Origin of the sequence: Nocardia sp. NPDC057668, from assembly GCF_042799795.1 — a bacterium.
Classification (GTDB): Bacteria; Actinomycetota; Actinomycetes; order Mycobacteriales; family Mycobacteriaceae; genus Nocardia.
Window position 1 is genome coordinate 1,333,559 of the sequence record NZ_JBHVIC010000001.1, and the last position, 12,697, is coordinate 1,346,255.

The following is a 12,697-nucleotide window of genomic DNA, read 5'->3' on the forward strand; positions in this document are numbered from 1 at the left end:
ACCCGAACCGAATTCAGGCCCTGAGCAGCGATGACACCGCGGGATCGTGATCGATCGAGCCGAGGTCCCCCGCTTCGATCCAGGCCGCGGTCTCGGCAACCGTGCGAAGCCGCACCCCGATCGCGCGGCACTCGTCGGCGCCGCGTGGATAGAGCCCGGAGATCGCATCGGACACGAGCACAATTCGGAAGTCTCGCTCGGACGCCTCGTAGATCGAGGTTCGCGGGCAGTTGGGGAAGTTGCAGCCCGCGAACACGACGGTGTCGATCCCACCCGCGCGCAGATATTCTTCCAGACCCGTGTCATAGAACGCGCCCCACCGCGATTTGTACATCACGTGTTCGCCCGGCCCGACAGCCTGGAACTGCCCCGCCAACAGCCGCTCGGGATCCAACTCCACCGGCCCCGGCAACAGTTCCGGCGCGATCTGCGAACCCTCCGATCCCGGCGCGGCGATCTCGGCTCCCGACTCGACCGCGTGGCGGCGCACCACGTCGACGTTCGAGCCGTCACGGCGGTACAGCCGCACGACGTGCACGATCGGCCGGCCGTGGCGGCGAAACAGATTCACGAGTTCGGTCATCGCGGGCAGCGCGGCCGCGGTGCCCTCGATCCGGGCCGGGGCGTCATCGTCATAGAAGTCCCGTTGCACATCGATGAGCACCAGCGCCGACGACGACGCGTGCGGGGTGAGGTACGGATCGCCGGTAGTGCCGTGCGGCTGGGCGCTCATGCTGACTCCTCAGACAAGTTGCGGTCTGACCGACAGCGTATTCGGGTCAGCTCGGGTCGGCCAACTGCCAGCCGCTCATGCTGAGATCCGGGGCGTTGTCGGGGAAGAGCTCGAAGTAGATCCTGCCCTCCTCGGACTTGGTGGCGCGGACCGTGACGTCGGTGGTGCTGTTGTCCGCGAGGATGGCTTGACAGTGGATGGTGTCGCCGGGGTTGCCGCGCAACATGTTCGGGCAGCTGCCCTTGCTCGCCATGAAGCTTCTCAGGTCGGTCATCGAGGCGAAGCCGTAGTGCCGAGAGAGGTTGTGGGCCAGGCTCGCTACGACGTTCTCGACCGACTGCGCGTACAGCAGCGTGTCTTTGAACGTGACCGACACGACGCCGCTGAGGCTGGAGAGGTTGGCATCGACCTCCCAGCGCGCACCGTTGGATTCGATGACCGTACAGGTGCGCTCGGCATAGGGCTCGAGCTTCTGAATACCCGCGCACTGCACGTTTCCCACTTCACGCCCGGTCTTTTTCTTCAGAGCCGACGCCAGGGACTTCTGCACCTCGACGTTGTCCGCGAGCTCGTCGTCGAATGTGGTGCCGAACATGATCCGGGTGCCGTCAACGGTTTTCACGACGGCGGTCATCCCCCACTTCTCGTCGTATCTATCGATGGCGGTGCACTTCGTCTTCGCGCCGACCTCGGCGTCGACGGCATCGCACTTCAGGCTCTTCGCATCGTCTCCGGAGGCCGACCGAAAGAATTGCCCGACCTCCTCGGCTACGTCCCCGCCGCTGAGCTCGTCGGGCCCGAACAACCCGCACCCCGACACGAGCAGTGCCGAGAGCACCACCACCCACCTACGCATTTCGGACATGCTACGAGAGGCGTCTCCGCGAGGTTCGTACACGGTCGGACAAACCCGTACTCGAATATCGGTCGGGCAGGCGCTGATTCGTTCCCACGCCCCTCGCGGGCGGTCCATAATCCGGTACCGATCCAATCCATGTCTATCGGGAGCAGAGTGGCGGCGCAGTGAGCAGAAAACCCGACCCACCCGGGTCTGCGAAAGATGATCGGAACTACCGGGTGCGTCTGCGAGATGCCAAGGGACCGGTGATCGGGGAAGGCAACACCCAGGTCAACGTTTACGGGCTGAGCGTGGCCGCGGCACTGTCGCTGATGGTGGTGGGCGTGCTCGGCCTGTGGTGGCTCAACCGCGGTCTCGACTCTTCGGCGCAGAGCAAAGAAGGACCACCGCAAGCGAATTCGCTCGCGACGACGACCGCCGCGGACGGCGCGCCCGGCCCTTCCGGCGAGACGACAACCTCGGCCGCCCCGCCGATCTGGTACGACCTGACCACCTTGAAGTCCATCATCTGGAACAACGGCTTCACGCCCATCGATCCTGTGCAGATCGGTGCGAATTCCTACCCCGCGGGCATCGTCGGCAGTTATCAATCCAGCGCGACCGACCCGAACAACAGGGCAATCTGGGCGATCAGTAGTAAATGCACCGAGTTTCGCGCCTGGGTCGGCAAGAACACCACATCCGCGGGCGGCGGCACCGGGCGGTTCGTCGTGATCGGGGACGGCCGGGAATTACGCTCCGTCGAACTCGGCCCGAACGATCCGGCGACCGAAATACGGGTGGATATCACCGGGGTCAACCAGCTGACCCTGATGGACACCCGGCGCATGACAGAAGCGAGCAACGCGTGGGGACGTCCCGGGGTGCTGTGCGGGTCGGTCCCGAGTCCCCCGCGATGAAGCACCGGCACACCATGATTCGAATCCGCGTCGACGATAATCGGGCGTACAGGTGAACAAAGATCCCGACCGGCACGAATTCGCCCCGTCGACCTACTCGGCGGATGTCGAGCGCGCCGATGGCCTGCAGATCGGCGATTCCGGTGTTCAGTTCAACCTGTACTACCGCGGGGAGGACAAAGGACTTCACCTCACCCGGCTGGGGCTGGTCCTCGCGGTCATCCTGGCGCTGGCCGTGACGTCGGGCACCGTGACCGCCGCGGTCGTCTTCTCCGCCAAGAACGAATCGCTCGGGCCCCCGGAGGTTTTCCTCGAGCCGAACACCCAGCAGGGCGCCAATCCGTTCATGCCCGTGCCGCCCCGGGTCTACCGCCCCGACGGTCCGCAGCCGGTCTTCGAGCAGCAGAGCGCCGGCGGATCCGCCGCCGCGAAACCCTATTCGGGTGACCTGGCCGGCCTATACAGTGCGCCACGCGATCAACCACTGACCGACCGCGACGAGCTGATCGCGTTCTACGCCGCCCACCCCGCCGAAGCGAGCAGTGCCGCACAGGCTTTCGGCAGCGACGGCACCTTCACCTGGTCACGGGGTAAGCAGATCGACGGGCCGGGCCTCGTGGCCTATCTGCGCGAACTGACGCCCGTGCTGCTGCGCATCGATCTGCGGGTGACCAACTACACCCTGGTGGACGGCCGCGCCGCGGGACGTCAGTCGATCCTGCAGGCGGGCACCGCGGTGCTCGTGGACTCACACGGGGTGCCGAGGTTCCGCAGCCTCAGTGGGTCGCCGCTGACTCTTGCGGCGGCACTACCGCATTCGCCTACATTCACCAACCCGCCGTGGAGCGGGTTCGATCCCAAACTCGTCGGGGCGATCTCACCGGGGATATCCCTGACGGTGATCACCCTGATCGACACGGGAACCGGCAATCCGTTCGACCGGCCGGTGGGTACGACGGGCGCAGGCGACGCGGACCATCCCGAGTGGCCCACGCCCGGAGCCGCGACGACCACACCGAAACCGGCCGCGCCGACGACCGTCGCCCCGTCGACGCCACCGGCGACGACTCGGGCCGCACCGGCGGGGCCGCTGGACCTGTCCGGAGTGTGGGTGATGAACTCGGACTCGGATGTGAGCGACGTGTACAGCATCACCGGCACCATGACCCAGACCGCGACAGAATTCGTCTTCCATCACGAAGAGAACGAGCCCTACGTGTCCACCGCTACCGATTGCACGCTGCCGAACCGCCTCGGTGCCTCGGTGAGCCTGGAGTGCCGGATGACCGTGCGAGGCTCGGGAGAACCGGTATCTTCCGCCTATCGCTGCGAGGGCCCGGTGATGGCGATCCCCTGGGGCGATCGCACGAAGTTCAGATTCGACGGCTCGTGCGCACCCATCACCGTCACGACCCCGCCGTTCACGGTGACGATCATGCCGCGGTAGCGGATTCCCTAGAACTTGTTGATCTGGTGGTTACCGTCACCGATCTGGCCACCCCGGCTCTCGCGTATCTTGACGGCGTACTTGGGCTGCTCGGCTCCGCGCGCCTGTCGGCGCGGCTTCTTCTCGCGCGCCGAAGGTTCGGATTCGACTTCTGGATCAGACTGCGGCACAGCCGGTTTCGCGGCGTTCGCAGCCTGGACCACCTGGGGAGAAGAATCGCCGATGGCCCCCTCGACGGACACACCACGCTCCGCAGCGAACCGGGCGACGGCCCGAGCCGCGAGACGCAGGAACCACGACTTGTCCTGATCTCGCGTCGAAGTCCGGCCCAGGAACAGCATCGCGCACGCCGCCAGCGACAGATACGTCTGTTCACGCCACAGGTGCGCCAGCCCGGACCGCTCCACCCACGCACCGCTTTCGGCGTTGACACCGCGAACGAGGTCGGCCAGCCAGGTGGGCACCAGGTGCCCGGGTCCGTCGATCGGGTCGAGCAGCAAATCGATCAGAGCTCCCTGTTGCGACGGGGCGATATCCCCCATGGATCGCGCGATGACGTACAGCAGCAGATGAACCGGATCCCTGGTCAAGGGGCCGACGCTGTCGTAGAGCGCGGTATCGATGAGGAACCAGTCATCGGTATCGACCCGCGGCCGGACGCGCACCAGCGCGTTGTCGGTGTGCAGATCACCGTGACTGCGTCCCACCACCGGCCGAATCCGGGCATCGGCGAGCACGCGGCCCCGCGCCACCGAGAACGGGTTCGGCAGCGGGCCGGGCTCCCCCTCGACGCGGATCAGTTCGGTGTCGTGGTCGCTCGCCCATCCGGCCAGGCGCCCACCGGGTTCCAGTTGATCGAACAGATGCCAGCCGAAGAACATCTTCAGGTCCCACCCCGCGGCCGGCGGGATGAACGGCGCTCCGGCCCAGTCCCCGAGCACTCCCGCCACGATCGAGCGGCAGGCGTCGACGAATGTCTCCGGGCGGCACACGATCTCGCGATGTTTCGGCGTGTCCACCAGCTCTTCCGGATGCAGCATGCGCCGCAGCAGGACGGTCAGGACCTCGGTGTTCTCCAGGTTGTTCGCGGCGATCCGCTGGAAGGTGATCCACTGCCGCGCCGAAACCGGCACGGCATCGTGGACGAACGTACTCAGGTGCCGACGCGCGAAGTCCGGCCGCTCCGATTCGGCCTGGTGATGGCGCGCATACTCGATGGTCTGCACCGAATCACTCGGGCTGGAAAGAACTTTCAGCACGAGCATGGTCGTCCGGGGGTTTCGCGCATCCCGCGTGTCCGTCTCGCTGACCACGGCGACCGCCTGCCGGCTGCGTCCGTTGACCAGCCAGCGATCGAGCACATAGTGCCGCCGATGTAGCTCGGCCCAGGCGGCGAGCACCTCGGCAACCTCTCGGTCCAGGCCCCGGCACAGCTCCGGGTCGAGTCCGCGGTACAGCTCGGTCATGTGGCCCTCCGATCGATGGACACGGGGTGGACGTGGGCGCGTGCGGACTCCCCTGTCCACTCGGATTGCCACCGGCTCCGTTCATCCCGTCGCCACGGTAACCGGCTCGACGCCCGCCGAACCGTCCGGCTTTGTCCGGACCCGTCGCGGATCGGGCGTGTCGTACCGCCTCGCATGTCTGATGAATTGCATTTGGCTGGAGTTCGACCGAGGAGTTCGATCACTGTGCGATACCCGACCCTGCTGCCGGCACTGGCAGCGGCTGTTCTCTTCGCAGGTCTCACGACCGGATGTGCAGACGATTCACCGACGAGCGGGGCGACACCTTCGAGCACGACGACACGTCCCTCGGCGACGAGTGCGGCAACGACCACCACGATATCCCCTCGGACGGTGGCGCTTTCGGGAATGAAGCCGACGAGTGACAGATCCCCCGACATCGACGCGGCGACGGTCGACGGCGTCACCGTCGGCAGCGCGATCTACGTCGGCCCGTGCGGTAATTACGACGAAGCCGTCTACGACTACCGGGTACCGGCCGGTTCTTCGACCTTGTCCGCGAAGATCGCCGCCGGTGATCGGAGCGCAACCGATACCCAGGTTCAGGTCGAATTCTTCCTCGACAAGGCCCGCGCCGCGGTGGTCACGCCCCGGCTCGGCGTGCCCGCGGAGGTGATCCTCGAGGTCACCGGCGTGAATACGCTGTCGGTGCGTAGTTATTCGGAGAAGTCCGACAGCTGCGGTGAGAGCCGGGGCGTGGTCCTGACGAAGGCGGAGTTCTCGACGGCGCAGAACCCCGCGGCGAAGAAGGCCGCCGACGGCCCGTCCGAGTACGTCGTGGAGAACGACCCGGTCTCGGACGAATGCGACTCCTTCTACTTCCATTCCGACACCGACCCGATGCACCTCAGCGGCCGGACGAACTACCATTCGCTCTCGGCGGGGCGCGACGGCGACATCGGCGCCGACGAATCGGGGCCGTGCACTTTCGAATACGATCTCGGGCGCTCCGCGACGAAGATCGTCGCGACAGCCGGTGTCCACGACGCGAGCCGGACGACCTTCACCTGCCGAGCCGAGCTCTCGATCGACGGCAAGCCCGTGCAGACAAACGATCTATCTCTGGGAAACACCGTCCCGGTGGACATCCCGGTGCCGAACGCGCTCCGTCTGCGCGTGGTCTTCACCTTCCTCGGCCCCGGCTACGGAGAATGCGTGCTGGGCGACTTCCGGATCATGCGGGCACGCGCATGAGGGGGAACGGCGGGAACGAGAAGCCTCCGGTGCGCATCGGCTCCTACGAGCGCCAGCGCGCCTATGACACGCTGTCGCAGCATCATTCGGCCGGTCGCATCGACCTCGCGGAATACGACGAGCGGTATCAACTCATCACCACGGCGTTGACGCAGCCGGAATTGGACGCGGTCTTCGCCGATCTTCCGGCACTCGCGGGCGCCACCAAGAACAAGCGAACAGCCCTGATCGCGCTCGCGGTCACCGGCGTCGTGCTCGTCGCGGGAAGCATCGGATTCGCGGTCTCGCGGACGGCGAAGCACGAACCGAACGCGGCGGCAACGATTTCCACGACGGTGGCGACCCCGGAGAAGACGTCCGTGCCCGCGACCACGTCCCGAAGCACCACGCCGCCCTCGGGCACCACCACGTCGCCACCCACCTCCACACCGATCAATTCGGCGCTGAACACGGACTCCTACGTGCAGGATCTGGAGCGACTGAGCGGCGGCGACTACCACCGATACGACGAAGGCACGGCGGCGGTGTCCAACCTGGTCCTGACCCGCTCGGTCATGATCGCCCCGGACGGCAAGGACATCGCGTTCACCGAATACGACCTCGGCCGCAGATTCCTCCGCCTCGACGGCACGCTGGGCATCCGCAACGACGCGACGCCCTCGGGACTGACGATGAAGCTCAGAATCCTGGTGGACAACGTGCCCGTCTTCGAGCAGGCGATCGCGCTCGGCGACACCGTCCCGATCAACCTCGGCATCGAGCAGGCGCTGCGACTGAAGCTGGAGGTCACGAACCTGCGGCCGGGTGGAGACGCCTACGCGGTCTTCGGAGATCTGCGCGTGACGACGAGCTGACGCCGCCCGGGCACCCGTACCGCGGTGTCCGGTGATGTCCGGACCCCGCTCGAGTGCTGCCCACCCGGCGTATCGAGCCTGTCTCATGGAGGTGTGGATCTCGATGAGCAAGCCGGACAGCGGGTTTCGTTCGACGTCGAGGGGTCGATCGAACCACTCCCGCAGATGGCCGCCTGGAAGGAGGGCGAACAACCCTGATGAGAACACCCGAGGGGCCCGGATCATGATCGCCCTGTGGACATCGGTAATCACCGTGTCGGCCACCCTGCTCGGATCGATCCTGACCTTCCACATGCAACGCTCGATAACCGACCGCGCGGCCGCGCGGCGGCTGACCGAACGCGTCCACCAGGAACGGCTCGACGTCTACAGCCGATTCACCGGCGCGGCGATTCACTATCGGCTGAGTGAATTGACCCGCTGGCATCGGCAATCGCTGGCGCCGGACAGCGTGGAGGCGAGAATCGCCGTGGATGCCGCCCACTCCTGCCGAGCCGCCGTTTTCGAAGTTCTTTCCCGACTTCATATTCTGACCGACGACCCCCGATTGCGCACGATCGCGACCGAGGTCGTCGAGCATATCGACCTGATCCATCAGGCCGGCAACGCCGAGGAGCGGAGACTGCGGGGAATCGAGGCGGGCGAGAAGATCGAGGACTTCGTGCGATTCGCCGCAGCCGACGTCAGTTCCGGAACCCGGGCGGGCATGCTGCTGCCCTTCAGGAGATAACGGAACTTCCTATTGAACCGGTCAGTCTTCTAATTGCTCACACCGGGCACCAACAGGCGAGCTGCGGGCGCAATGACGCAATTACACAACGTGATTCGATGACATCGCGTAGGGTCCGGAACAATATCCGATATTTCGATAGCTATTTCAATCAGCACAAGTTTGTATGTTTTGGAGTTCCCATGTCCCGCAACCGCGTGCACCCGGAACACTTCGAGCGGGATCGGCCGGATCCGCACAGCATCGTCACCCGCCAGGACTTCGCCTTCGAACTACGACTGGCCAGGGCACAGTGCAATCTCAGTGTCCGCGACGTGGCCAAGGAGGCCGGGGTCCCGACGAGCACGCTGGGCGGATATTTCGCCGGACAGCACCTGCCCGCGCTCAAACCACCCGACCTGATGAGCCGGATCCTGAGAGCCCTCGGCATCGACCGAGCCGAAGAGATAGAGATCTGGTTGGAGGCCCTGCGCCGCGTACGCCGCTCGAGCGGCCGCGAAGAATTCCCGAGCCCACTCGCCGCCGCGTATCCCGCCGCGGTGCACGCGGTCTCGACCAGGGCGCCGGTGGAGCGATCCCGGGCACAGCCCACCCTGCGCGGCCGCGACGAGCTGGTTGCCCGACTGGCGCGCGTCGTCGAAGGCGCGCCCGGCCCGCGCGTGCAGGTACTGTACGGACTGGGCGGCAGCGGAAAGAGTTCGGTCGCCCTCGCTGTCGCGGATATCGCGCTGGCGCAGGATATCTCGGTGTTCTGGTTGACGGCGACCGACTCGGCGAGCACGAGCGCCGGCATGTACGCGCTGGCAGCCCGGATAGGTATCTCCGCGGACAGACTCCTGCGCTGCAGTCTGACCGACACCGTGTGGGACCGGCTGTCGGAGCTGTCCCAGCGCTGGCTGCTGGTCCTCGACAACGCTGACGACCCACAGGAATCGCTCGCGATTCCCCGGCGCGGGCTGACCGACGGGACGGGCTGGTTGCGACCGATCGGGCCCGCCACCGGAACGATCATCGTCACCACCCGCGACGGCGATCCCGTGACCTGGGGCGTCGCCCCGCCCACCTGGCTCGGGCTGCACCGCCTCGACGGCCTGCACCGCGACTCCGGAAGCCTGGTCCTCACCGAACTGGCCGGCCCCGATGCCGGGTCGGCCGAGGACGCCGGAGACCTGTCCGACCGACTCGGCGGCCACCCGATGGCGCTGATGCTCGCCGGACGCTTCCTGCTCGAATCCCGCGCCATGCCGGCACAACTCGGCGACGACGCGGAACCGCGCACCTATCGCGGCTACCTGGAATCGCTCGCGCACGGCGGATCGACCGAACTGTTCACCGCCGACGAGAACGGCCGACCGGCCCGGGGCGATGAGGCGTCGATCTCGCAGAGCTGCCACTTCTCGCTCGACCTGCTCGCCGGTCGCGGGCTGGTGCATGCCCGCGCGCTCCTGCAACTGCTCGCCTGCCTCGGCAGCGTCGCCATCCCGTGCACCGAATTGCTCCGCACCGACACCCTGGCGAAATCCACCCTCTTCCCGGCGCTGACCACCCGCTCGCTGTGGCGGACCGTGTACGCGCTCGAAAGCCTGGGACTGGTCACCAAATCCGCGGCCGACCGCGACCAGCCCGAAATGCTGGATCTGCATCCGCTCGCCCGCGACATCGCGCGGATGGGCGCGCGCGCCGACCGCCGGCTCGACGAGTACCTATCGGTCATCACCCAGCTGATCGACGCGGCGGTACGCGGCGCCGACGTGGAGAACCCGTTGTCCTGGGGCCGATGGCGACGACTTGCCGGGCACTGCACGGCGTTGATCGGACTGCTCGAACTGCAGCAGGCCGAGACGTCGGCAACCCGGTCCGTGATCACCCTCGCCGGTCGTGCGGCGGCCTATCAGCGTGCGGCCGGGCAGCAGGCCCAGGCCGAGACGGCGTTCGCGATCGCGCTGAAGGGCTGCGCGGGGCGCATCGACGAAAACGACGCGGCCCGTTTGGAAATAGAACACAACCTGGCGCGCCTGTACTACGACCAGGGCAGATACGCCGAGGCCGAACAGCTGTACCGGGACGTCGCCGCGGCACGCCACAGCACGCTGGGCCCCGAGCACCACGACACCCTGACCACCCGGCACTACCTCGCCCGGACCCTGCGCCAGTCCCGCAAGCTCGACGAAGCGGCCGAGCTGGCGCGATCCACCTACGCCGCGCGCAGCCAGCTGTTCGGGGAGCGCAACCCCGACACACTCACCGCCCGCCATGGACTGGCCGATCTCGAACGGGTACGCGAGAACTTCGCCGCGGCCGCGGACATGTACGCCGACATCATCACGCTGCGCAGCGAAGTACTGGGCGGCGAGCATCCGGCCGTGCTCACCACGCGGCAGTACCGCGCCGAGACCCTGGGCGAACTCGACCGCATCGACGAGGCCGAGGCCGAGATGCGGTCGGTGTGGGTGACCAATCACCGCGTCCGCGGGCTCGACCATCCGCGCACCGTCGTCGGCGGGCACGCACTCGTAGATCTGCTGCGCAACAACGGATCCGCCGATGAGGCCGCGGAACTGTCCGCGGTCGTGCTGGCAGCCGGATGCCGCGTGTTCGGCGACACTCATCCGACGACGCTCGCTATTCGATACTCGGACGGTTTGATTCGCCACGACCTCGGGGAGATCGCGGCCGCGCATCGCCAACTCACGGCGGTGCTGCGCGATCGCGAACAGGTACTCGGACCGCAGCATCCCGATACTCGGCGGACAAGGGAAACGGTCGAGGCCATTCGGCATCGAATGGACGCCGACCCGACGGATACCGACTTCTGACCGTTGCCGAATTTGTCCGTTCTTGGTGGCGTCCGGCGTTGTCCGGACACACCATAACCACCTTTCCACCTCTGCGATCGCACGGTTGCATGGAGTGCGTACCCGCGGAATCCATAGCAGCACAGGCAGCTATGGTCCGCGACTCGATCCAGAGAGGAAAGCAATGCGATTCGTCAACGCGTTGTTCGTCGCAGTATTCGGAGTCATGGTGTGTATCGCCGGATTCAATTTCTACGGTTCCGGCGCCGTTATCGCGGTGCTACTGGGGATAGCTGCCATCGGATACAGCGCATTCATCGCGTTTTCGCGCAAGTCCTACTTCATGACCGATTGGTTCTACGCACTTCCCATCCTCGGCGGCATCCTTCTGTTCGCGGGACTCGGGCATTGATCGCCCGCATCGGCACCGGGCCGGCGGCGCTCCGATCGGTTCTCCCGATCGCGATCTGCGCCTTGGCAATCCTGGCGGGCGCCGGGTGCGGCAAGGACCCCAAGGACGTGACGTGCTCCGAATTCGCCGCGATGAGCTACGAGGAACAGAACGACACCCTCGACGACCTGCTGTCCGACCACGACCTGGAGACGCTCAGCACGTCCAACACCATCGGGGTGCGCAAGGAGGTCGACTCCTTCTGCGGCACTTTCGGATTCAGCAGCGAAACCGGCGGCAAGGCCAAGCGCAACAGCAGCGAGTCGATCGACGAAGCGGTCGACTGGGACTCCAGGACCTGGAGTTGACACACCGGAGCCCCGAGGAACTCGGCCGGCACTCCGTACGAGAAGGGAGCAGTGCATGACCGTGGAAGTCGTCGTCATGATGCTGATCGCATGGGCGGTGGGCAGGGCCAACCGGGCAGGCCAGCAGATCAACGGGCTCGCCGACGACGCCCTGGATCTCGCGGTGACGCGCGTGCGCGATGCGGTCGCGTCGAAGCTCGGTGGTGACGTTGCGATCCAGCGGCTGCTGGCGGAGGCGCGTGCGACGAACGGGGGCGTGTCGCACGCGACGCGGGCGGAAGCCGAACGCGCGCTCTACGCCGCGATCACACGCGACGGTCGCTTCGCCGCCGATCTGCAGCGGATAACGGCCACCCCGGAACAACCGGCTGTCCCGCCGCCGTCCGGAGGTGATAACTATGGCGTCCAAGGGATTTGGCAGACCGGCGACGGTTCGATCAAGATCTCGAACAAGGTAGTCCAGCAGGCCAAACGTCACCCCCTGGCGGCGTTTCTGATCGTTGTCGCGCTGCTGGGCCTGCTGGGCGCAGCGGTCGATCAATTGCTCAGTGCCGCACAAACGACCACCGCCGACCCCGGACCGGGGAATCCCTCGGTGGACTCGCAAACAATCGTGGGAACCTGGACAGCCTCCGATGGCACCGGCACCAAGACGTACACGTCGAACAGCGGCCAATGCGACGGGTTCTACTACAACAACGGCAGGCCGCTCGACATCGGCGGCCCGATGACCTGCACCATCTCGAGCCGGCCCGACACTCAGGGCAGGTACACGATGATCGTGACACAGAGCGACAATCGCGCCGAGTACCGCGTCGAGTTCTCCGATACGAACCACGCCGCGGTGCTCGACTCGAAGGGCACGAAAATCTATGAGATAGAACGCTTCTGACCGAAGCCT

13 protein-coding genes are annotated in these 12,697 nt (G+C 66.2%); 10 read left to right on the forward strand and 3 right to left on the reverse strand.

The window, feature by feature from the left end; translation table 11 throughout:
• Positions 1–13 precede the first annotated feature (13 nt).
• The gene (locus ACFVBH_RS06125) at positions 14–733 is read right to left on the reverse strand and encodes a cysteine hydrolase family protein (RefSeq protein ID WP_379000227.1); all 720 of its coding nucleotides are present in this window, start codon (positions 731–733) and stop codon (positions 14–16) included.
• 46 nt (positions 734–779) lie between these two features.
• Positions 780–1,589 (reverse strand): DUF4333 domain-containing protein, encoded by an 810-nt coding sequence (locus tag ACFVBH_RS06130; RefSeq protein WP_379000229.1) that lies wholly within the window; start codon positions 1,587–1,589, stop codon positions 780–782.
• A gap of 221 nt (positions 1,590–1,810) precedes the next feature.
• Between ACFVBH_RS06130 and ACFVBH_RS06135 the strand changes: the two genes are divergently transcribed.
• Complete coding sequence (locus ACFVBH_RS06135) at positions 1,811–2,491, forward strand: NPCBM/NEW2 domain-containing protein (RefSeq protein WP_379000231.1); 681 nt, start codon at positions 1,811–1,813, stop codon at positions 2,489–2,491.
• A 52-nt stretch (positions 2,492–2,543) separates the two neighbouring features.
• Complete coding sequence (locus ACFVBH_RS06140) at positions 2,544–3,938, forward strand: DUF6777 domain-containing protein (protein ID WP_379000233.1); 1,395 nt, start codon at positions 2,544–2,546, stop codon at positions 3,936–3,938.
• 8 nt (positions 3,939–3,946) lie between these two features.
• On the opposite strand, the gene ACFVBH_RS06145 is transcribed toward ACFVBH_RS06140, so the two are convergent.
• Positions 3,947–5,404: a hypothetical protein gene (locus ACFVBH_RS06145; protein ID WP_379000235.1), complete on the reverse strand. Its 1,458-nt coding sequence runs from the start codon at positions 5,402–5,404 to the stop codon at positions 3,947–3,949.
• A gap of 290 nt (positions 5,405–5,694) precedes the next feature.
• On the opposite strand from ACFVBH_RS06145, the gene ACFVBH_RS06150 reads away from it, so the two are divergent.
• From ACFVBH_RS06150 to ACFVBH_RS06185, 8 genes are all read left to right on the forward strand, one after another.
• Positions 5,695–5,829, forward strand: coding sequence for a hypothetical protein (locus tag ACFVBH_RS06150; RefSeq protein WP_379000237.1), 135 nt, complete (start codon positions 5,695–5,697; stop codon positions 5,827–5,829).
• Positions 5,813–6,658 (forward strand): hypothetical protein, encoded by an 846-nt coding sequence (locus ACFVBH_RS06155; RefSeq protein ID WP_379000239.1) that lies wholly within the window; start codon positions 5,813–5,815, stop codon positions 6,656–6,658. Before ACFVBH_RS06150 ends, ACFVBH_RS06155 begins: the two co-directional genes overlap by 17 nt.
• A 29-nt stretch (positions 6,659–6,687) precedes the next feature.
• The gene (locus ACFVBH_RS06160; protein ID WP_379000241.1) at positions 6,688–7,512 is read left to right on the forward strand and encodes a DUF1707 domain-containing protein; all 825 of its coding nucleotides are present in this window, start codon (positions 6,688–6,690) and stop codon (positions 7,510–7,512) included.
• Between the two features lie 103 nt (positions 7,513–7,615).
• Positions 7,616–8,242 carry a hypothetical protein gene (locus ACFVBH_RS06165; RefSeq protein WP_379000243.1) on the forward strand — a complete coding sequence of 209 codons (627 nt, stop codon included), beginning with the start codon at positions 7,616–7,618 and terminating at the stop codon, positions 8,240–8,242.
• Positions 8,243–8,424: 182 nt separating this feature from the next.
• Positions 8,425–11,058: a tetratricopeptide repeat protein gene (locus tag ACFVBH_RS06170; protein ID WP_379000245.1), complete on the forward strand. Its 2,634-nt coding sequence runs from the start codon at positions 8,425–8,427 to the stop codon at positions 11,056–11,058.
• A gap of 163 nt (positions 11,059–11,221) precedes the next feature.
• Positions 11,222–11,449, forward strand: coding sequence for a hypothetical protein (locus tag ACFVBH_RS06175; protein ID WP_379000247.1), 228 nt, complete (start codon positions 11,222–11,224; stop codon positions 11,447–11,449).
• A 62-nt stretch (positions 11,450–11,511) separates the two neighbouring features.
• Complete coding sequence (locus tag ACFVBH_RS06180; RefSeq protein ID WP_354984086.1) at positions 11,512–11,796, forward strand: hypothetical protein; 285 nt, start codon at positions 11,512–11,514, stop codon at positions 11,794–11,796.
• Between the two features lie 55 nt (positions 11,797–11,851).
• Positions 11,852–12,688 carry a hypothetical protein gene (locus ACFVBH_RS06185; RefSeq protein WP_379000249.1) on the forward strand — a complete coding sequence of 279 codons (837 nt, stop codon included), beginning with the start codon at positions 11,852–11,854 and terminating at the stop codon, positions 12,686–12,688.
• Positions 12,689–12,697: the final 9 nt, after the last annotated feature.